Raw genomic sequence first — 19,566 nt, forward strand, 5'->3', positions numbered from 1 at the left:
GTACCGACGACCGCGCAGGTCAGTCGCCCGTCGGACCGAGCGAGATCCCCCGGCCGATGAGCCACAGCTCGGGGTCGACGTGGGTGCCGTCCACCACGGTCTCGAAATGCAGGTGTGGTCCCGTGGAATCGCCCCGATTGCCCATGGTGGCGATCTGCTGGCCGGCGGACACCCGCTGACCGGCCACCGCGACGAGGGTGTCGACGTGGCCGTAGATGGACACCGTGCCGTCGTCGTGCCGCACCCGGACCCACAGCCCGAAGCCGCTGGCGGGGCCGGCCTCGATCACCTGCCCGTCCGCGACCGACACGATCGGCGTGCCGATGGGACCGGCGATGTCGATTCCGCGGTGCATAGTTCCCCACCGCGGTCCGAACGGCGAGGTGTAGGTGCCGCGGGCGGGCAGGGCGTAGGACCCGACCCGCAGACCCACCGCGGCCGGCGGCAATTCGGCGAGGCGGCGATCCTTCTCCGACGCACTGGCGGCGGTGGCGAGCACCGCGAGCGCCGCCGCGTACTCCTCCTCCGCGGTGGCGCGGTTGGCCTTCGCGATCTGCCGCAGCGGTCCCAGATTGCGTTCGGTTTCCACCAGGAACGACGGGCGCAGGTCACCGGTCGCGACCGGCGCGGCGGCGGGCTGCGTGGTCGGACCCGGGCGCGTCACCTGCACGACGAACACCACCGCGGCGAGAACCAGGACGATCGCCAACGCCTGCACCGACACCGTCCGCACGGGGACGGTGTCGGTCGTGGCCGCGTCCGGAGGTGTCGGGGCCGCCGCTGCCCCCGGGCCGACGACCTCCCCCTCGGGGGAGTCGCCCGACCGAGCGGGACGACGCGGGAGCAGCTGGACCACCGCAGGAACGCTACCGGTCGGTAGCGACACTCGAGTCGGGTTTCGGTCGAGCACGCGTGCGCGCCCGTGCCATAGTTGTCGACCGTGGCACACAACGGCGCCGGCCCGCTGGCCGACGACACCTCCGGTCGCACGTCGGGTGCGCGCCTGGCCGCCATCGTGGCGGCCGTGGGCGGCAGCGTGCGCGACGACGATCACCTGGCGACATTGCTGCAGCGCACCGCCGTGTTGGCGCAGGACGCCATCGCCGGCGCGACGGCCTGCGGCATCAGCATCGTGTTCGGCGGCATGACCTACACGGCCGTCCACACCGACGACCTCACCCTGCGCGTGGACGCGCACCAGTACGAGGTCGGCGAGGGGCCGTGCCTCGAGGCCGCTCGCACCGGCGAGACGGTTCGGATGGGCCTCGACGACGTCGCCCGCAACTGGCCGACCTTCGCCCGCCTCGCCGAGCGCGAGGGCGTGGAGTCGTTCCTCGCGGTCCCGCTGCGGGCGGACGGGGTGGAACTCGGCTCGATCAATCTCTACGGCACCGCGCCGGGCGCGTTCGACGCCGACGACGAGGCGGTGCTGCAGGTGGTCACCGACACCGTGGCCACCGCCATCGGCGATTACGCCCGCGTGCGCAGCGCGCGGGAGGTGGCGACGGGACTGCGGGACGCGCTGGACCACCGCGCCCCGATCGAGCAGGCCAAGGGCATCCTCATGGCCCTCCACGGCGTGGACGAGGACAGTGCGTTCGCGATGCTGTCCCGCGAGTCGCAGCACCGTAACCGGAAGCTGCGCGACATCGCCCGGGAGTTCGTTGACAAGGTGTCCGGTGGCGAGGTGTCCGGTGGCGAGGTGTCCGGCAGCTGACGCGGTCCGGCCGAAAGATCAGCAGCCGGCCGCGCGCGGAATGCCGAGAGCCACGATTTCGGCCTGCAGCCGCTCGCCCATCGTGCGATGTCCGTCCGCGTTCGGATGAATGCCGTCGGGCACGTAGTCGGTGGACCAGTCCAACCACCGCCCGCCGGCGGGATCGACGAACGGGACACCCGCGGCTCGCGTGACGTCGCCGAGAATCCCGCGGATGCGCCCGATGTTCTCGTGCTTGGCCAGAGGAGCGTCCGTCGGACCGACGACGACGACACGAGCGCGCGGCACGATCGCGGCGAGAGCCGCGTACATCGCCGTCGCCGCCGCGCGCAGTCCCTCGTCACCGACGTCGTTGCCGCTCCCCTGCACGACGACGACATCGGGGTTCGAGGCGGCCACCGCAGCGAGACGAGTCGGGTCGACGAAGGGCACGGTGCCGGGGAAGCGCACCCGCGCGTACCCGGTTCCCGACGACGCGACGACGGTCGGCGACCAACACCCGCGGGCGGCGGCGACGTGCGCGTAGCCACCGGTCGGCGAGTCGGCACCCACCCCGGCGGCGAAGGAGTCGCCCACGACGGTCACGCGCAGCGGGGCGACGCGGTCGGCGGCGGCCGCCACGTACCGGCCGTGCGGTGGGACCTCGCCGCGCAGCGTCGTGACGAGGACGGCCGCGACGATCACGGCGACGATCGTCAGCGCGAGCGCGACCGATCGGGGAGGGCGGATCCGAGAGGGCACGACGGTGATCGTAGAGACCCGCGGGGCGGTACTGCCGACGTTTCGAGCGCGGTCAGCTCGCGCTCCACCCGCCGTCCATGACGTAGGAGGTCCCGGTGACCATCGAGGCCTCGTCGGAGACGAGGAACCCCACCAGGGCGGCCACCTCGGCGGGTTCGACCAGGCGCTTCACGGCGCTCTCGGCGAGCAGCACCCGCTCCAGCACCTCGGCCTCGTCGATACCGTGCACGCGCGCCTGGTCCGCGATCTGCTTCTCCACCAACGGCGTCCGCACGTACCCGGGGTTGACGCAGTTGCTCCGCACACCACGCTCGGCACCCTCGAGGGCCGTCACCTTCGACAGTCCCTCGAGGGCGTGCTTCGCGGTGACGTAGGCGCTCTTGTTCGCCGAGGCCCGGATGCCGTGGACCGAGGACATGTTGACGATCCGCCCGTATCCCGACGCGTACATGTGCGGCAGGGCGGCGCGGATCAACAGGAAGGGCGCCTCCACCATGAGCGTGAGAATGCGCCGGAACGTCGCGGGATCGAACTCGTCGATCGGCGAGACATGTTGGATCCCCGCGTTGTTCACCAGGATGTCCGTCTCGAGGCGGAGGTCGGCCAGGGCGTCGACGTCGGTGAAGTCCACCGTCCACGCCCGGCCGCCGACCTCCCGCGCGACCCGCTCCGCTGCGTCGCCGTCGACGTCCGCCACCGTCACCTGCGCGCCGCGCCCGGCCAGGGTCGCGGCCACGGCGGCCCCGATCCCACTGGCCGCACCCGTGACCAGGGCCGTCCGGCCGGTCAGATCCGTCGTCCCGGGCCGCGTCGCGTCGTCGCTCATGCGGTTCAGTGTCGGTGGCCGGGGCCCGGGTGTCGATGACGCCTTCCGCACCCACGGCCTGCTTTTCTGCACACCCGGTTACCGTCGATCGACCCGGGTACCCGCGTGACATGGATCTCACTGCGCTGTTCCGACCGTTCGAGAAGGCGTCGCTGCTCGACCGGGTGAGCGATCCCGTCGCCGCTCGCCTGCGGTCCGTCCTGTCCGACACCCCGGTCGACGGTCTGCTGCGCGGCACCTTCGTCGGGCACCCGATGCACCCGATCATGGCGTACTCGTCCGTGGGCCTGTGGAGCAGCGCGGTATTCCTCGACGTCACCGGTCGCAGTCCCGACGCCGCCCGGACCCTGATCGGAGCCGGTCTCGTGACGGCACCGACCGCGCTGGCCACGGGCTGGGCGACGTGGTCGACGCTGACGCGGGAGCAGCGGCGCGTCGGACTGATCCACGCGAGCACGAACGCCGTGGCGATCGGACTGTTCACGGCGTCGTACAAGCGACGGGCGGCGACCGCAGCGACCGCAGCCGGGGTCGCTGTCGAGGCCGCCCCCTCGGCCGTTCCCGAGCCGGACGCCACCGCGAAGGCGCTGGCGTTGGCGGGATTCGCGGTGGCGGGTCTCGGCGGCGCCCTGGGCGGGCACCTCGGCTACAACATGGGCGCCGGCGTCTCCACCCGCGCCGTGGCGGCCGGCGTATGAACACCGTCTTCGAGGACCTGTGGCAGCGCGGAGTCACCGCCGAGGGTGCGAGGCGGTTCGCCGACGGCAGCTCCGAGAACCTCGATCCCGATGCGCTCGCCGCCCTCACGGAGGCGAACCTGTCCGAGTCGGACCTGCACTCCTACGTCACGTGGGCGGCGGCTCGATAGTGCGGTAGTGGTCGGCGATGTCGCCGGGAGTGGTGAGCCACACCCCGGGCGTCTCCACGACGTGGTGCAGCGCCCGGCGGAAGTGGCGCAACCGATCCGGCTGCCCGGTGAGGAACGTGTGGGTGGAGATCGACAGGACCACCGACTGCTGGCGCGACTGCTCGCTCAGCTCGTCCACGGTGTCGACGATGCGGTCGGCGAAGTCGCGCCCAGTGCCGTGGTGGTGCACGATCACCGGCAGATCGTTGATCTCGTGCGGGTACGGTACCGACAAAATCGGCCGGGACCGGGTGCGCAACCACACCGGGCGATCGTCCACCGGCCAGTCGAGGGTGTAGTCGAACCCGTTCTCCGCCAACAGATCCTCGGTCACCGCGCTCGGTGCGGCACCGGGACTCATCCATCCCCGCGGTGCCGCCCCCTCGTACCGCTCGATCACGGCGCGAACGTGCTCGATGCTCCGGCGTTCCTCGTCCTCGTCCTGCACCACCGGGATGCGTGAATTGGTGCGGCCGTGGGCGACCACCTCGCCACCGAGTACCCGCAACGCCTCGACCACCTGCGGAGCGTGGTCGTAGATCTCGGCGTTCACCAGTACCGTCGGACGAATACCCACCTCCCGCAGCGTGTCCGCGAGCCGGAACGCGCCCACGCGGTTGCCCCACTCACGCCACGCCCAGTTGTACGTGTCCGGCGACTGCCCACCGGGTGTGTAGCCCAGATCGGTGGCGCCGTAGGCGAAGTGCTCGCAGTTGACCGCCACGTAGACGGCCAGCGTGCCCCCGCCCGGCCAGGTGAACTGCGGGCGCTCGGTGATCGGGGAATAGCCGAAACGGTCGTGGGACGGCAGCATCTCACTCACCTCTGGCCGCGGCGATGGAGGACCGCAGGCCCTCGAAGTAGGGGTCGAGGTCGGCGGAGACCAGCGCCGCGTCGTCGATCGAGGTGTGACGACCTTCGAGAACCAGGCCACGCCCGTCGTGCGTTCCCCAGGCCCACCATCGATCCTCACCGCCGCGAACGTCGAGCCGGACCGCGTCCCCGTCCACGACCACCTGCGCCGCGCGAGTCGGTGCGTCCTCGATCGACTGCCGCCGACGGCGATACTCCGGAGACATCGGAGTCAGGCCCACGGCCGCGAGCATGGTCGACATCGCTTTGCGCGCCGGGTCTTTCGTGGTGGTGACGACGTCGAGAAACGGCGACGAGACGTCGTCTCCGGTCTCGAGTTCGGTCTCGAGCTCTCCGTGCCGCAGGGTCACCGTCGTCAGCACGTCGTTCTCACGCTCCCAGGGACCGAGCACGCGCGGACCGGTCCAGTCCCGCAGGGCGAACGTGGGGAAGGTCCTCGCCTCGGCGCGCAGCCGGTCCTCGATGGCACGCTGCATGGTCCAGAACTCGTCCGAGGTGAGGTGGCCGGTCGGATACATGCGGTGGGGATGCCCGGGAAGCCGCGGCGGCTAACCCCGGCGGACCCGATGCCCGGCGGCCGCGACGAGTTTTCGCCACGACCGCGGTCTACTTCCTCGAGGCGTCCCGTCCGGGACCGCAGAGACCATCGAGGGAGACACCATGACCCGAATGCTGTTCGTCAACACCTACGTCGAGGACGTGGCCGCGAGCCGCACCTTCTTCGGCGCCCTGGGGTTCGAGTTCAACGACGCCTTCTCGGACGAGAACACCGCGAGCATGATCGTCAACGACACCACCACGGTGATGTTGCTGGCCCGGCCGAAGTTCCAGGAGTTCATCCTCGACGAGATGACCGACACGAGCCGGAGCCGCGAGATGTTGCTGGCGGTCTCGGCGGACAGCCGCGAGGCCGTCGACACCCTCGCGGACACGGCGCTGAGCAACGGCGGCAGCGCGTGGACCGACCCGCAGGATCACGGGTTCATGTACGGGCGATCGTTCCGCGACCTCGACGGCCACGTGTGGGAAGTGATCTGGATGGACCCGGCCGTCGCCGCCGGTGACGGCCCGCCCGACAGGTGAGCACCCGCGCGAGTTCTGCCACACGATCCGACTCGATGCCGCGAGATCGCGGGATGCGACGCGATCGTGTGGAGATACTCGCGCAGCCGTCGTCAGTCCAGTACGTGCTCGCCGAAGATCAACCCGCGCACCACCCAGGTCAGGTCGTCCATCGTGCGCTGCTCACCGGGCGTCCAGGTGTGCGCGCACGGATGCCAGACGGTGAGCGCGCCGACCGCGCGCTCGTCGGCGTCGCGGAGCGGACGAGCAAGATAGGCTCCCACCGCTCCGCTACGCACGGCGGGGTGGGTGGCGATGCGGGCGTCCGAGGCCGCGTCGTGGACGACCCAGGATTCCGCGCCCGACTCGACGACCTGCGCGGCCAGAGACTCATTCAGGGGTGCCTCCCGCGCTTCGGCGAACGCCGGGGCCAATCCGATCGCGCCGAGATAGAACACCCGCTCGCGATCGACGAGCACGATGGCCGCCGACGGCACCCGCAACGACTCGACCGTGATCGCCACGGCACGCTCGAACACCGGGGCCCGTGGCGAATCGAGCAGCCCCGTTCGCCACACCGACCGCAATCGGTTGGGATCCCGCACCCGCCGACCCGCCTCGGGGCCGGCCGGTGTCCGCAGCAGGTGCGCGAGCACCGTGTCGTGGATGTACTGCTCGGGCGTCTGGCCGGCGGCGAGAGCCAGGGCAGCCAGCAGCGCCGTCATCTCGTCGTCGAAGCCCGCGTCCCGCGACATGGGTCGACGGTAACCCTCGGCGTGCCCTCCCGTCGTCATGTCGACGGCCGGTCGGCCGCGACGACGTCCACGTCGCAGGCCCCGAACGGCGTCCCGAGGATTGCGGTGAGTGCGCCGGCCGCGACGGACGCGGTCCGCCGGGACGACACGTCGCCCGGGGTCACGCGGGCACCGAGACATCGGTGGCCCTCGGTGTAGAGCTCGAGGGCCACCACCTCCGTCCCCGCGGCGATCAGTTCCCGCACGACGGCGGTGCGCACCACCGCGTCGCTCACCCGCAGCGTGTCCGGTCCGGCGTCGGTGGGGAACACGGCGTCCAGCGGCCACGTCCGGACGCCGACGGCACGCACCCGGGACACCGCGCGGTCGGTGATGTCCGTTCACCCCCCGACGCGAGCGGCACGACGGCGGATCACGTCGGCGGCGCGGTCGGCCGGGCCGCCGCTGGGGGTCATGTCCACGCGCGGGCGCACCCCACCCGTGTCGACCGCCGCCGGAGCCGGTCGGCGCGGTCCCGCCGCGGTGTCACGGCCCGAGTGCACCAGGGTCACACGTCTCTCCGCCTCGACGTGGTCGCCGATTACGGCCTTCCCATCGCGGAAGTCGCGGCAGATCTGCGGCGCGCGGTCGGGGCAGCCGTGCACGCCCACACCGGCATGACCGTCGACGCCATCGACATCGCCGTGCACGACGTCGTCGAGACCTCCGCCGCGTCCTGAGGCGTTCAGGGCACCCGGGTCGACAACTCCACCGTCATCGTCGCGCCGCCGCCCGCGGTGTCGGACACCGTCACGGTGCCACCCATGGCCTCGACGAATCCGCGCACCACGGACAGACCCAGCCCGACGCCGGTCGTGTTGTCCCGATCGCCCTGCCGCTGGAACGGCGCGAACACCGCGTCGGCCGCGTCCGGTGCGATGCCAGGGCCGTTGTCCGCCACCGTGATCACGGCGCGACCGGCCCCGGTGTCGGCGGCGGTCACCCGGATCGTCGACTCGGGCGCGTGCCGGACAGCGTTGTCGACGAGGTTGGCGAGCACCCGTTCGAGCAGTCCGGCGTCGGCGGCGACCACGACGTCGTCGACTCCGGTCTCGACACGGTCGATCGACACGCGACTGCTTGCCAGCGCGCGCTCGAGCACGTCGGCCACCGGCACCGCGGTCAGCGCGGGGCGGACGACCCCCGCCGCGAGGCGGGACGAATCGAGCAGATTTCCCACCAACGCGGTCAGGTGATCGGTCGACTCCTCGATGGTGGCCAGCAGCTCGGCGGTGTCCTCGGCCGAGAACTCCACGTCGGTACTTCGCAGACTCGACACGGACGCCTTCACGGCCGCGAGCGGGGTCCGCAGATCGTGACCCACCGCCGACAACAGCGCTCGACGCAACCGGTCCGCCTCCGCGAGAGCCGCTGCCGCACTGGCTTCCTCTGCCAGCTCGGCCTGGCGAATCAGTCCCCGGGACTGGTTGGCGACGGCCGTCAGGACTCGCCGATCGTGAGCGCGAGTCGCCGGACCGGCGAGAAGCAGCGTGTAGTCGCCGTCGGCCGTCGTGACCACGGTGTCGGCGTCGTCCGGTGACGCGGGTGGGCCGTCACCCGCGGACCCGACGACGGTCCCGTCGTCGTCGACGAAGGCCACCGACCGCTGACCGTAGGTCTCGCGGACGCGTTCGAGCAGCGCCGGAAGATCGGCCCCCCGCAACACCGTTCCGGCGAACAGCGCCAGCAGTTCCGCCTCCCGAGACGCGCGCCGGGCCTCCCGCGACCGCCGAGCGGCGGCGTCGACGAGCACCGCCACGGCGACGGCCATGATGAGCAGGACCACGGTGGTGACGAAGTTGTCGGGCTCGGCGATGGTCAGGCTGTACCGCGGTTCGGTGAAGAAGAAGTTCAGCAGCAGCCCTGCGATCAGGGCGGACAACGCCGCGGGGATCACGCCGCCGAGCAACGCCACGGCGAGCACCACCACGAAGAACAGCGCACTCTCGCCGCCGAGGTCGAGGTAGGGGTCCACCAGCATCATCGCCAGCGCGGACAACACCGGCACGGCGACGGCCGCCACCCACGCCAGGGCGCGTCGACGCGCGGTGTCCGGTCGCAGGAGACGTCGCCACCGCCACCCGCCGGCCACCTCGGCGTGTGTGACCATGTGCACGTCGATCTTTCCCGACTCCGCGATGACGGCCGCGCCGATGCCCTCGTCGAGGATGCGCGCCCACCGCGAGCGTCGCGACGTGCCGATGACGAGTTGCGTCGCGTTGGCCCCGCGCGCGAAATCGAGCAGCGTGGCGGGGACGTCGTCGCCGACGACGCTGTGCATGCTCGCGCCCAACGCGGCCGCGAGGCGACGCACCTTGCCCATCTGGGGGGCCGAGACGCCGGTGAGCCCGTCGCCGCGCACCACGTGCAGCACCATCAGTTCGGCGCTCGACTTGGACGCGATCCGGCGAGCCCGTCGCACCAGGGTCTCCGACTCCGGCCCCCCGGTGACGGCCACCACAACACGCTCGCGCGCCTCCCACGTATCCGTGATGTGGTGTGCCGAGCGGTATTTCGCCAGGGCGGCGTCCACCTGATCGGCGATCCACAGCAATGCCAGTTCGCGGAGTGCGGTGAGGTTGCCCTGCCGGAAGTAGTTCGACAGGGCCGCGTCGACCTTGTCCGGGGCGTAGACGTTGCCGTGAACCAGACGGCGCCGCAACGCTTCCGGGGCCACGTCGACCAGTTCCACCTGCTCGGCGCCACGCACCACGGCGTCGGGAACCGTCTCGCGCTGGCGGACCCCGGTGATCTGCTCGACGACGTCGTTGAGGCTCTCGAGGTGCTGGACGTTGACGGTGCTGACGACGTCGATGCCGGCGTCCAGGATGTCCTCGACGTCCTGCCAACGCTTCTCGCGCCGGCTGCCCGGGGTGTTGGTGTGGGCCAGCTCGTCGACGAGCACGAGGGCGGGTGCGCGGGCGATCACGGCGTCGACGTCGAGCTCCCGCGCCTCGGCGCCGCGGTAGCGCACGGTCCGCAGCGGGACCTGCTCTATGCCGTCGAGCAGGTCCGCGGTGTGGACGCGGCCGTGGGTCTCGACGATGCCGGCCACCACGTCGCAGCCGCGACCCATTCGCCGGTGCGCCTCCCCCAGCATCGCGTAGGTCTTGCCGACGCCGGGGGCGGCACCGAGGTAGATCCGGAGTTCGCCCCTGGTGCTCACGTCGTCCATCGAACCGTGTGACGTCTCGGTTGTCAGGAGGGGGTGCAGGTCGGCGCGGTGAGACCGAGCGCGACGTTGAGCTCGGGCACGTTCACCGCCTCGGCGCCGAGGAAGCCGAACTGCCGCCCGTCGGTGTGCTCGGCGACCAGCGCCCGCACGTCGTCCTCGGATCGACCGGTGGCCGCGGCGACCCGCGGCACCTGGATCGCCGCGTAGGCCGGGCTGATGTGGGGATCGATCCCCGACCCGGAGCCGGTCACGGCGTCCACCGGAACCGCCTCGGGCGGGACGTTCTCTCGTTCGGCGACGGCGGCGCGTCGTTGCTCGACGAACGAGGCCAGGATCTCGCTGCTCGGTCCCTGATTGGTCGGCACTGCCGCCGCGGGGTCACCGGGGGCGAACGCGTCGTCGTCGGCGACGGATCCGGTGGTGCGGGTGTGGAAGAACGGATCCGGTTCACCCTCGGGTACCTGCGGATCGACGCCCACCAGCGAGCTGCCGACAACGCACCCGTTCGCGTCGCGCAGCGGTGAGCCCTCGGCGCTGTCGGCACCCAGGCGCGAGACCGCCCACACCGCAGCGGGATACGCGATGCCGAGAATCACCGTCAGCGCCAGCAGCACCGACAGGCCGGCGACGATCTGTCCGAGAAAGCGTTGTGTCCAGCGCATGATCAGCCCATTCCGGGAACGAGTCGGACGACGAGGTCGATGAGCCAGATCCCGACGAACGGGGTCACCACCCCACCCACGCCGTAGATCAGGAGGTTCCGCCGCAGCAGCGCCGCCGCACCCGCCGGGGTGTATCGCACGCCCTTCAGCGCCAACGGGATCAACCCGATGATGACGAGCGCGTTGAAGATCACGGCGGAGAGAATGGCCGACTGCGGTGTCGCCAGACCCATGATGTTCAGTGCGCCGAGCTGCGGGTAGACGCCGCTGAACAGGGCCGGGAGGATCGCGAAGTACTTGGCCAGATCGTTCGCCAGCGAGAACGTCGTCAGCGCACCGCGCGTGATGAGCAACTGCTTGCCGATCTCGACGATCTCGATCAGCTTGGTGGGATCGGAATCCAGATCCACCATGTTCCCGGCTTCCTTCGCCGCCGAGGTGCCCGTGTTCATGGCGACGCCGACGTCGGCCTGTGCGAGCGCGGGGGCGTCGTTGGTGCCGTCGCCGGTCATCGCGACCAGACGTCCGCCCTCCTGCTCGGACCGGATGAGGGCCAACTTGTCCTCCGGCGTCGCCTCGGCCAGGTAGTCGTCGACCCCGGCCTGCGCCGCGATGGATGCCGCGGTGAGCGGGTTGTCACCGGTGACCATGACGGTGCGAATTCCCATGGCGCGCAACTGCGCGAATCGATCGGCGATGTTCGGCTTCACCACGTCGGAGAGCTCGATCACGCCGAGCACGCGCGCGGACCCCGGGGCCGATGTCGCCACCACCAGCGGGGTGCCACCCCGGCGGGCGATCGCCTCGGCCGTGTCGTCCACCGCCGGGTCCACGGCGCCGCCCTGCTCGCGTACCCACGCCAGCACGGAATCGGTGGCGCCCTTGCGAACTCGATCACCGGTCAGGTCGACGCCGCTCATCCGGGTCTGAGCCGTGAAGGCCACGAACTCGCCGCGGGTCTCCGCCTCGGTGGGTGCCGCGGGCAGCTCGTGGTCGCGCACGCAGAGTTCGACGATGCTGCGGCCCTCCGGGGTTCCGTCGGCCAGGGAGGACAGCCGGGCGGCCGCGGCGAGCGCGCCGACGTCGACACCCGGCGCCGGATGCAGACCCGTCGCTCGGCGGTTGCCGTAGGTGATGGTGCCGGTCTTGTCCATGAGCAGGGTGTCGATGTCTCCGGCCGCCTCCACCGCCCGCCCGGACATGGCCAGGACGTTGCGCTGCACCAGTCGATCCATGCCCGCGATGCCGATGGCCGACAGGAGCGCGCCGATCGTGGTCGGGATGAGGCAGACCAACAGGGCGATGAGCTGAATCGGATCGGAGGCCTGGCCGGCGTAGGCGCCCATCGGACCGATCGCGACGACGGCGAGCAGGAACACGATGGTGAGCGAGGCCAGCAGGATGTTCAGGGCGATCTCGTTCGGCGTCTTCTGCCGGGCCGCGCCCTCGACGAGTGCGATCATGCGGTCGACGAACGTCTGCCCCTGCGCTGCCGTGATCTTCACGACGATGCGGTCCGACAGCACGGTGGTGCCGCCGGTCACCGCGGAGCGGTCACCGCCCGATTCGCGGACGACGGGCGCGGACTCGCCGGTGATCGCGGACTCGTCCACCGTGGCGATGCCCTCGACGACGTCGCCGTCACCGGGAATGGTCTCCCCCGCGACGACCACCACCTCGTCACCGACGGCGAGGGCGGTGGCCGACACCTCCTCGGTTCCTCCGCCGACGACGCGGCGACGAGCGACGGTGTCGCGCTTCACCGCTCGTAGGCTCGCGGCCTGCGCCTTGCCTCGCCCCTCGGCGACCGACTCGGCGAGGTTGGCGAAAATCAGGGTGAACCACAGCCACAGCGCCACGGCCCACGCGAAGACCGACGGGTCCAGCGCCGCCAGCACGGTGGTGACCACCGAGCCCACCAGGACCACGAACATCACCGGGTTGCGCGCGAGATGGCGCGGGTCGAGCTTCGCGCACGCCGTCGGGAGCGAGGTCACCATCCGGCGTGGGCTGAAGTAGCCGGTGCGGACCGGAGCGACGGCGTCACCCTCGGTGGGAGTCACCGGGTCGAGCGGAGTGAGGGTCGTGAACGTCATTGCACTGCCTCTGCGATGGGGCCCAACGCGAGCGCCGGGAAGAACGTGAGAGCGGCCACGAGGACCACGGTGCCGAGCAGGAGCGACGCGAACAGCGGACCGTGCGTCGGGAGCGTGCCCGGGTTCGGCGGGGTGCGCTTCGTGGCGACCAGGGACCCGGCGAGCGCGAGCACCAACACGATCGGCAGGAACCGGCCGAGCAGCATGGCGAGACCGAGCGAGGTCTGGAACCAGTCGCTGGTGACGGTGAGTCCGCCGAAGGCGCTGCCGTTGTTGTTGGCCGCCGAGGCGAACGCGTAGAGCACCTCGGTGAAGCCGTGGATCGATCCCGGCGTACCGGGATCTCCCGAGTTGCCCTGGTACCCCGTGGTCGACGGCAACAGCACCGAGACGGAGGTCCCGATCAACACCAGCGCCGGCATGACGAGCACCGACAGCGCCGCGAGGGTGATCTGGCGACGGCCGATCTTCTTGCCCAGGTACTCCGGGGTCCGGCCGACCAGCAGGCCGCCGACGAAGACGGCGACGATCGCGAGCACGAGCAGCCCGTAGAGCCCGGTTCCGACGCCGCCCGGTGCGATCTCCCCGACCAGCATGTTGAGCAGGACGGCCCCGCCGCCGAGCGGCGACATGCTGTCGTGGGCCGAATTGACCGCTCCCGTCGACGTTCCCGTGGTCGCGACGGCGAAGAGCGTCGAGCCGGGAATGCCGAACCGCACCTCCTTGCCCTCCATCATCGCGCCGGCGGCCTCGGCCGCGACGCCGCGCGCACCGGCCTCGGCGGCCGCGGTGACGGCGAGCAGTGCCGCGAACAGTGCGCCCATGACGGCGAGCAGGGTCAGGCCCTGCCGACGGTCGCCGACCATCGTGCCGAACGTGCGCGTCAGGGCCACCGGGATCAGCAGGATGGCTGTGATCTCGACGACGTTGCTCAGGGGCGTCGGATTCTCGAACGGGTGGGCCGAATTGGCCGCGAGGATGCCGCCGCCGTTGGTGCCCAGCTCCTTGATCGCCTCCTGCGAGGCGACCGGGGCGAGGGCGTTGGTCACGGACGACCCGTCGAGCCCCGTCGAGGCGAACCCGGCGGAGAAGGACTGAATCACGCCCTGCGTCAACAGGATCAGAGCGATCACGAACGACAGGGGCAGCAGGATCCGCAGGGTGCCGCGAATCAGGTCGACCCAGAAGTTGCCCAGCTCTCCACCCACGCGCACCCGAACGAACCCCCGGATCACCGCGGCCGCGACGGACAGGCCCACCGCGGCGGACACGAAGTTCTGCACCGCCAGACCCATCGGCTGGGTGAGGTTGGACATCGTCGTCTCCGGGACGTACGACTGCCAGTTGGTGTTGGCCACGAACGAGATCGCGGTGTTGAACGCCACCGACGGGCTCACCCCCGACAGCCCACCGTTCAGCGGCAGCACGCCCTGCACTCGCTGCAGAACGTAGAGGAAGAGCACACTCGCGGCGGAGAAGCCGAGCACCGACAACGAGTAGCCGATCCACGTCTGTTCGGCGCGGGGGTCGACGCGGCAGAGGCGGTAGATCAGGGACTCGACGCGGGAGTCCGTGCGGGGGCGGGTCCGAGTGCGCAGGGCGGTGCCGCCGCCGGTCCCGTTCGATTCGGAACCGGCGTCGTCGCTCGGGTCGTCGTCGCTCGGGGACGCGTACACCCGCGCCATGTAGTCGCCCAACGGGACATAGGCCGCGGCGAGCACGATCACGACGGCGGCGATCTGCAGACCGGCCGCCAGTGCGGGCGACATCAGAACCGCTCGGGATCGAGCAGAGCGACCAACAGGTAGATCACCAGAGCCGCGGACACCACCACCAGGATCACGCTGGTGGCGCCGTCGACGGTCATCGTCCGGCACCCGTCGTGGAGGAGGTGGCGAGGGCACGCACGAGCGCCACGCAGACGCCGAACCCTCCCGCTGCCACCAGGAGATACGCCAGATCGGCCATCGGAGTCGATGCCTCTTTCGGTCGGCCGTCGGAGCTGTCGTGCTCCGTCACCGCCGGCGGGTCGCGCGGCGGTCGTGTTCTGTCTACGACCGCCCGCCGAGGCGAACCGCGCTCCTTATGCGTCCTTGACGCGGACGCCTGACGTCATGACGCGGTTCTGACGTCCGTCAGCGGTCCTCCTCCGGCTCGAAGGTGGAGTCCTCGGAGTGGCCCACGGCCACGCCCTCGTCGGTGTCGGGGATGGTGTTGTCCTCGCCGAGGCCACCGTCGTCGTCGTTGTCGTGCCGGGGTTCGGTCATGGTGCGCTCCTGTTCGTGAGGTCGAACGGGGTGCCCGCCGGGAGCGCGGTCAAACGCGGGCGTAGCGTGCGCCGTGGACCAGGAGGCGAGACGTGGGAAGCCGCTACCCGCAATTGATCTTCGGCGAGCACGCACGGCGCCGTCAGGGTGAGGCCGTGCGCTCGGGTGCATGGTCGATCGACGGCGACCCCGGCCCGCAGGACCTGACCGAGCGCGAGCTCGCGCTGATCCGCGGCGCGTTTCAGTTCCACCTCGGCACCGTCACCCCGCACGGGTGGCCCTACGTTCAGTATCGCAGCGGCCCACGGGGTTTCCTGCGTCATCTCGGAGCACGCACGCTCGGGTTCGCCGACCATCGCGGCAACCAGCAGTACGCCAGCGTCGGCAACATCGAGTCCACGGGACGGGTCGCGCTCTACCTCGCGGACCTGCCGCGACGGCAGCGGCTCAAGGTCTTCGGCACCGCCGCCGTGGTCGACGAGGCGGACGATCCTGCCCTGCTCGATCGGCTGCGCACCCTCGACGACGGCAGCCTGGTGGGCGCGACGTGCGAGCGCAGCATTCTGATCGAGGTCGAGGCCTTCGACTGGAACTGCGCCCGCAGCCTGGTGCCGCAGTACACCGAGGACCAGGTGCGGCGTCGGGTCCAGCCCTACATCGACGAGATCGCCGCGTTGCAGGCGGAGATCGCGCGGCTGCGCGAGGGCTGAGCCTCCGGATTCCCGCGGAAGTTTCCTGCGTGTGCGGACGGTGCACCGACCGCACACGCAGGAACGATCAGCGAGAACCAACCCAGCGGTGTGGGCGCCGTTGTCGTCTGTCCAGACCCGGGTCGACTCCGGCGCTCGAGGCGTGCGCGCGCGTTAGTCTCGGCTCGTTTCTCGACCCTCGACGACTGGAGTCCCGTGTACCGACCGACCGTGAAGACCGCCACCGCGACCTGGCTGGCCGGCACCACCGCTGCCCTGGTCGTGCAGGGTGTGTTCCCTCGGCAGTTCGCCGCCACCACCGCCTGGGGCAGCAACGACGGGTGGCAGCGGGAGATCGCCATCTGGAACCTCGGCACCGTGGTGGCCGGCGCGGCCCTGGTCACGGGCCACGATGCGGACCCGGTGCGCTCTCAGCTGCGCGGGCTCGCCGTGCTGTCGACGCTGTTCGGCATCAATCACGCGGTGGCGGCCGTGGAGACCAACAAGCCCGGCAACTGGGCATGGGCGGCCATCAATGCGGGTGGACTGGTCACCGCGGTCGCGGCACTGACCGGCCGACGCCACTGAATTCGTCGGCACCACTCAGCTTTCGGCACCACCGAGCGGCCGATCCGCGCGCGTTCCAGCGTTCCGCTTCGGCTGCAGCTGACGCGGACAGCCGAAAGGCGCGCGGATCGAGCCGCAGGTGGCCCCGCGGCCGCCTACTCGGCGAGCTTCGCCACCGCCTGCGCCCACAGGAAGTACTTGTTGGTGCCCAGGTCGCGCACGGTCTTGATGTTGAACGCCGCCTTCAGATGCTCGGCGTCACTGTCGCTCACACCCTGCAACGACGCTACCGGGGCATCGGCGAGCTCCGCGATCGGCTTCTCCTCGTACGCCTTGTCGAACTTGTCGGCGATTCCGGCCATCGTGCACCTCCGCGAACGTGGTGTTCGGGCACCTCGGGCGAGACACCCGGACACCACGGTACGAGTGTGGGCGGTGTGCCGCAGGGGGTTTCGGACGGGCCGTCCGGAGTGCCGGGGATGTCCGGTGCCCGAACCCACATGGGTGCCGGGGCGGGGGAGTTCGTGGAGCCGCCTTGGGGAATCGAACCCCAGACCTTTTCATTACGAGAACGACGAGAGTCGTCCAGGCGGGTTCGCCCGAGGTTGCGAAACACCGCCTGAACTGCGACAACCGTCCGAGCCGGTTCACGACGGTTCACGGTCGTTCGTACCGACATGTGTCACTGTCGTGGCATCGAGAGGCTTCCCGAGCGCTGGGTTCCAAGTTACCGACCAGTAGGAAGCCCACAAGGTTTCGCAACTTCGCCCCGCCCCATCCTTGACCACCGTCGGAGCATCCGATTTTCCCGAATCGGAACAATGACACCCTCCCGACCGTTGAGCGGGGTGTGACGACCTACAAGACTGTCAATCCTGCCGACGGCACAACGGTGAAGGAATTCGAGACTCTCGACGGTGCCGGCGTCGAGCGTGCACTTGCCGATGCACACGCCGGTTTCCAGACATGGCGCAAGACCTCACCGAAGCATCGCGCCGACATCCTGCACAAGGTCGCCGATCTCTACACCGAGCGTTCCGACGAACTGGCCCGCACGATCTCGCTCGAAATGGGCAAGCCCCTCACCGAATCCCAGGGCGAGGTGGAACTGTCGTCGAACATCTACCGCTACTACGCCGACCACGGCCCGTCGCTTCTCGAGGACGAGAAGCTCGACGTACCCGGCGCGGAAGACACTGTGCTGCAGCGTAAGCCGGTGGGCGCTCTCGTCGGCGTCATGCCGTGGAACTTCCCGTACTACCAGGTTGCCCGGTTCGCCGGCCCGAACCTGATGGTGGGCAACACGATTCTGCTCAAGCATGCACCCAATTGCCCGCAGTCGGCACTGCTGATGGAGGAGATCTTCCAGCAGGCCGGACTCCCCCAGGACGCGTACATCAACATCTTCGCGACCAACGACCAGATCGCCGACATGATCGCCGACTCCCGCGTCCAGGGCGTCTCGCTCACCGGTAGTGAAAGGGCCGGAACCTCCGTCGCCGAGACGGCCGGACGCAACCTCAAGAAGGTCGTCCTCGAACTTGGCGGATCGGACGTATTCATCCTGCTCGACTCCGACGACATGGACGCCACCGTCGAATCCGCTACCCGGGCGCGGCTGTCCAACGCAGGCCAGGCCTGCAATGCCGCCAAGCGCATCCTGGTCGCCGAGGAGGTCTACGACGACTTCGTCACCAAGCTCGTCGCGTCGTTCGAAGCCGTGCAGACCGGCGACCCGCTGGACGCGAAGACCACCCTCGGACCCCTGTCGTCGCAGACCGCCGCCGACACGCTGATCGAGCAGATCGACGACGCCGTCGCCAAGGGCGCAACGCTGCTGACCGGCGGTAAAAAGATCGACGGACCGGGTGCCTACGTACAGCCGACATTGCTGACCGACGTCACCCCGGACATGCGCGCCTATAGCGAAGAGCTGTTCGGACCGGCCGGCGTGATCTACAAGGTCGAAAGCGCGCAGCAGGCAATCGAATTGGCGAACTCCTCCGCATACGGTCTCAGCGGCTCGGTGTGGAGCGCTGACCTCGACAAGGCCCGCGACGTGGCCGAGCAGCTCGAAGTGGGCATGGCGTTCGTCAACGAACACGGCACCACGCTGCCAGGTCTGCCGTTCGGCGGAGTCAAGCGCTCCGGCGTCGGCCGCGAACTGGGCCCGTGGGGCATGGACGAGTTCGTGAACAAGAAGCTCGTGCGCGTCTCAGCGAAGTAGATCCTGCTGGCATGGCTCCCCGGACACGATGTCCGGGGAGCTTTCGCGTTCCCCGTCGTCGAGCATTTCGACCCGGTACTGCGGGCGTAGCCGATAGGTTCGAGTTTCGTCCCCATCGCCGTGTCGAGGGGTAACCGTGGCCAACGCTTCGTCGTTCGTATCCAAGCAGGACGACATCGAGATCAGCACCTACACCTGGGCAACGGCCGCCGATCCGGCTCGCGGCGTCGTACAGATCGCGCACGGACTCGCCGAGCACGGCAGCCGCTACGCTCGCTTCGCGACCGCGCTGAACGGCGCGGGATTCCACGTTATTGCCTCCGATCATCGCGGTCACGGCCAGTCGATCGTCGATACTCCAGGCGATTTCGGTGCCGCTGCGTTCGCCGGGCTGTGGGCCGACATCGAGCAGTTCGGAGAATCGTTGCTCAGCGAGTACCCGGACCTGCCGCTGTTCTTGTTCGCTCACTCGATGGGATCGTTTGCCGCGCAGCACGTTCTGATCGAACGATCGGACCTGTACGAGGGTGTGGTGCTGTCGGGCTCGACCACCCTGAACATCGGGCGCAGGGCCGGCTGATCCGGGTTCACCGTCGAACGGACCGTCGCGACCGAATCGGACCGCGACCGGTCCCGCCAGATCTGGTCTCGACCGGCCCCGTTCTACCCCTGACCGTGTAGTCCGGCCCGGTGCGGCCCGTCCGCTGGACCGCGAACAACCTCGAACGGCTGGGCGATTCCACTCAATCAGATTGACGTCTGTTCAAATATTGGAGGGCTAACCGCGCTCACCCAGAACGACCGGATTTCCAACTTGGCGATGCTATGTCCGGCGACGCAATTCGGCTACCAATTGAGGTCTGGCGACCTCGGCGCGGCCTTCACTACAGCGATGGGAATGGGGACGGGACAGCTCTCCGCCGCGCTCGAGTCCAGAGGTCTCGGCGGTTATCTAGCCGGAGT

25 protein-coding genes are annotated in these 19,566 nt (G+C 69.9%); 9 read left to right on the forward strand and 16 right to left on the reverse strand.

The genetic code is table 11. From position 1 onward, the window contains the following. Window positions 1–19: 19 nt before the first annotated feature. Window positions 20–856 (reverse strand): M23 family metallopeptidase, encoded by an 837-nt coding sequence (locus A3Q40_RS20915; RefSeq protein WP_235606331.1) that lies wholly within the window; start codon window positions 854–856, stop codon window positions 20–22. Between the two features lie 84 nt (window positions 857–940). On the opposite strand from A3Q40_RS20915, the gene A3Q40_RS16135 reads away from it, so the two are divergent. After that, window positions 941–1,717 (forward strand): GAF and ANTAR domain-containing protein, encoded by a 777-nt coding sequence (locus tag A3Q40_RS16135; protein ID WP_068103689.1) that lies wholly within the window; start codon window positions 941–943, stop codon window positions 1,715–1,717. A gap of 18 nt (window positions 1,718–1,735) precedes the next feature. Here A3Q40_RS16135 and A3Q40_RS16140 read toward each other — a convergent pair whose 3' ends face one another. Further along, window positions 1,736–2,458 carry an SGNH/GDSL hydrolase family protein gene (locus A3Q40_RS16140; RefSeq protein ID WP_157889635.1) on the reverse strand — a complete coding sequence of 241 codons (723 nt, stop codon included), beginning with the start codon at window positions 2,456–2,458 and terminating at the stop codon, window positions 1,736–1,738. A 52-nt stretch (window positions 2,459–2,510) separates the two neighbouring features. Next, entirely contained in the window at window positions 2,511–3,284 is a 774-nt protein-coding gene (locus tag A3Q40_RS16145; RefSeq protein ID WP_068103691.1) for a 3-hydroxybutyrate dehydrogenase, read from the reverse strand. A 110-nt stretch (window positions 3,285–3,394) separates the two neighbouring features. Between A3Q40_RS16145 and A3Q40_RS16150 the strand changes: the two genes are divergently transcribed. Continuing rightward, window positions 3,395–3,982: a DUF2231 domain-containing protein gene (locus tag A3Q40_RS16150; RefSeq protein WP_068103693.1), complete on the forward strand. Its 588-nt coding sequence runs from the start codon at window positions 3,395–3,397 to the stop codon at window positions 3,980–3,982. Next, window positions 3,979–4,152, forward strand: coding sequence for a hypothetical protein (locus tag A3Q40_RS20530; protein ID WP_162269833.1), 174 nt, complete (start codon window positions 3,979–3,981; stop codon window positions 4,150–4,152). Before A3Q40_RS16150 ends, A3Q40_RS20530 begins: the two co-directional genes overlap by 4 nt. On the opposite strand, the gene A3Q40_RS16155 is transcribed toward A3Q40_RS20530, so the two are convergent. Both A3Q40_RS16155 and A3Q40_RS16160 read right to left on the reverse strand, forming a co-directional pair. Then, on the reverse strand, window positions 4,130–5,005 hold the full coding sequence (locus A3Q40_RS16155; RefSeq protein WP_068106451.1) for a polysaccharide deacetylase family protein: 876 nt from the start codon (window positions 5,003–5,005) through the stop codon (window positions 4,130–4,132). The two genes, A3Q40_RS20530 and A3Q40_RS16155, sit on opposite strands and share 23 nt — an antisense overlap. Window position 5,006: 1 nt before the next feature. Further along, entirely contained in the window at window positions 5,007–5,582 is a 576-nt protein-coding gene (locus A3Q40_RS16160) for a hypothetical protein (protein ID WP_068103695.1), read from the reverse strand. A 142-nt stretch (window positions 5,583–5,724) separates the two neighbouring features. Here A3Q40_RS16160 and A3Q40_RS16165 point away from each other — a divergent pair, with 142 nt between their 5' ends. After that, window positions 5,725–6,147, forward strand: a complete 423-nt coding sequence (locus A3Q40_RS16165) for a VOC family protein (protein WP_068103696.1) — start codon at window positions 5,725–5,727, stop codon at window positions 6,145–6,147. Between the two features lie 92 nt (window positions 6,148–6,239). Here A3Q40_RS16165 and A3Q40_RS16170 read toward each other — a convergent pair whose 3' ends face one another. From A3Q40_RS16170 to A3Q40_RS20925, 3 genes are read right to left on the reverse strand one after another with little or no spacing between them, the layout of a single operon-like run. Beyond that, a complete protein-coding gene (locus tag A3Q40_RS16170; RefSeq protein WP_068103698.1) occupies window positions 6,240–6,881 on the reverse strand; it encodes a GAF domain-containing protein in 642 nt (213 codons plus the stop codon). A 35-nt stretch (window positions 6,882–6,916) separates the two neighbouring features. After that, complete coding sequence (locus A3Q40_RS20920; RefSeq protein WP_235606624.1) at window positions 6,917–7,240, reverse strand: hypothetical protein; 324 nt, start codon at window positions 7,238–7,240, stop codon at window positions 6,917–6,919. A 21-nt stretch (window positions 7,241–7,261) separates the two neighbouring features. After that, window positions 7,262–7,432, reverse strand: a complete 171-nt coding sequence (locus tag A3Q40_RS20925) for a hypothetical protein (protein ID WP_235606625.1) — start codon at window positions 7,430–7,432, stop codon at window positions 7,262–7,264. On the opposite strand from A3Q40_RS20925, the gene A3Q40_RS20930 reads away from it, so the two are divergent. Further along, complete coding sequence (locus tag A3Q40_RS20930) at window positions 7,418–7,600, forward strand: Asp23/Gls24 family envelope stress response protein (protein ID WP_335340803.1); 183 nt, start codon at window positions 7,418–7,420, stop codon at window positions 7,598–7,600. The genes A3Q40_RS20925 and A3Q40_RS20930 overlap by 15 nt on opposite strands. A 5-nt stretch (window positions 7,601–7,605) precedes the next feature. On the opposite strand, the gene A3Q40_RS16180 is transcribed toward A3Q40_RS20930, so the two are convergent. The 7 genes from A3Q40_RS16180 to A3Q40_RS21040 all read right to left on the reverse strand — a co-directional run bounded on the left by A3Q40_RS16180 (window position 7,606) and on the right by A3Q40_RS21040 (window position 15,120). Next, window positions 7,606–10,095, reverse strand: a complete 2,490-nt coding sequence (locus tag A3Q40_RS16180; protein WP_068103702.1) for a sensor histidine kinase — start codon at window positions 10,093–10,095, stop codon at window positions 7,606–7,608. 23 nt (window positions 10,096–10,118) lie between these two features. Further along, complete coding sequence (locus tag A3Q40_RS16185; protein ID WP_068103704.1) at window positions 10,119–10,757, reverse strand: potassium-transporting ATPase subunit C; 639 nt, start codon at window positions 10,755–10,757, stop codon at window positions 10,119–10,121. Between the two features lie 2 nt (window positions 10,758–10,759). Beyond that, the gene (kdpB, locus tag A3Q40_RS16190; protein WP_068103706.1) at window positions 10,760–12,853 is read right to left on the reverse strand and encodes a potassium-transporting ATPase subunit KdpB; all 2,094 of its coding nucleotides are present in this window, start codon (window positions 12,851–12,853) and stop codon (window positions 10,760–10,762) included. Next, a complete protein-coding gene (gene kdpA / locus A3Q40_RS16195) occupies window positions 12,850–14,622 on the reverse strand; it encodes a potassium-transporting ATPase subunit KdpA (protein WP_068103708.1) in 1,773 nt (590 codons plus the stop codon). Before kdpA ends, kdpB begins: the two co-directional genes overlap by 4 nt. Continuing rightward, entirely contained in the window at window positions 14,622–14,720 is a 99-nt protein-coding gene (gene kdpF, locus A3Q40_RS16200; RefSeq protein WP_068103710.1) for a K(+)-transporting ATPase subunit F, read from the reverse strand. Before kdpF ends, kdpA begins: the two co-directional genes overlap by 1 nt. Then, window positions 14,717–14,872 (reverse strand): hypothetical protein, encoded by a 156-nt coding sequence (locus tag A3Q40_RS20400; RefSeq protein ID WP_157889637.1) that lies wholly within the window; start codon window positions 14,870–14,872, stop codon window positions 14,717–14,719. The genes kdpF and A3Q40_RS20400 overlap by 4 nt, the downstream gene beginning before the upstream one ends. Before the next feature lie 116 nt (window positions 14,873–14,988). Further along, a complete protein-coding gene (locus tag A3Q40_RS21040) occupies window positions 14,989–15,120 on the reverse strand; it encodes a hypothetical protein (protein WP_256365873.1) in 132 nt (43 codons plus the stop codon). 92 nt (window positions 15,121–15,212) lie between these two features. Here A3Q40_RS21040 and A3Q40_RS16205 point away from each other — a divergent pair, with 92 nt between their 5' ends. Both A3Q40_RS16205 and A3Q40_RS16210 read left to right on the forward strand, forming a co-directional pair. Next, on the forward strand, window positions 15,213–15,830 hold the full coding sequence (locus A3Q40_RS16205) for a pyridoxamine 5'-phosphate oxidase family protein (RefSeq protein WP_068103712.1): 618 nt from the start codon (window positions 15,213–15,215) through the stop codon (window positions 15,828–15,830). Window positions 15,831–16,040: 210 nt separating this feature from the next. Further along, entirely contained in the window at window positions 16,041–16,397 is a 357-nt protein-coding gene (locus A3Q40_RS16210; RefSeq protein ID WP_139203948.1) for a hypothetical protein, read from the forward strand. A 134-nt stretch (window positions 16,398–16,531) separates the two neighbouring features. On the opposite strand, the gene A3Q40_RS16215 is transcribed toward A3Q40_RS16210, so the two are convergent. Continuing rightward, window positions 16,532–16,738: a hypothetical protein gene (locus A3Q40_RS16215; RefSeq protein WP_068103715.1), complete on the reverse strand. Its 207-nt coding sequence runs from the start codon at window positions 16,736–16,738 to the stop codon at window positions 16,532–16,534. Between the two features lie 488 nt (window positions 16,739–17,226). On the opposite strand from A3Q40_RS16215, the gene A3Q40_RS16220 reads away from it, so the two are divergent. Further along, complete coding sequence (locus A3Q40_RS16220) at window positions 17,227–18,603, forward strand: NAD-dependent succinate-semialdehyde dehydrogenase (RefSeq protein WP_068103716.1); 1,377 nt, start codon at window positions 17,227–17,229, stop codon at window positions 18,601–18,603. Between the two features lie 136 nt (window positions 18,604–18,739). Further along, window positions 18,740–19,183, forward strand: a complete 444-nt coding sequence (locus tag A3Q40_RS16225; protein WP_235606332.1) for an alpha/beta fold hydrolase — start codon at window positions 18,740–18,742, stop codon at window positions 19,181–19,183. Window positions 19,184–19,566: the final 383 nt, after the last annotated feature.

It is taken from the genome of Rhodococcus sp. PBTS 1, assembly GCF_001620025.1.
GTDB classification, from domain to species: Bacteria; Actinomycetota; Actinomycetes; order Mycobacteriales; family Mycobacteriaceae; genus Rhodococcoides; species Rhodococcoides kroppenstedtii.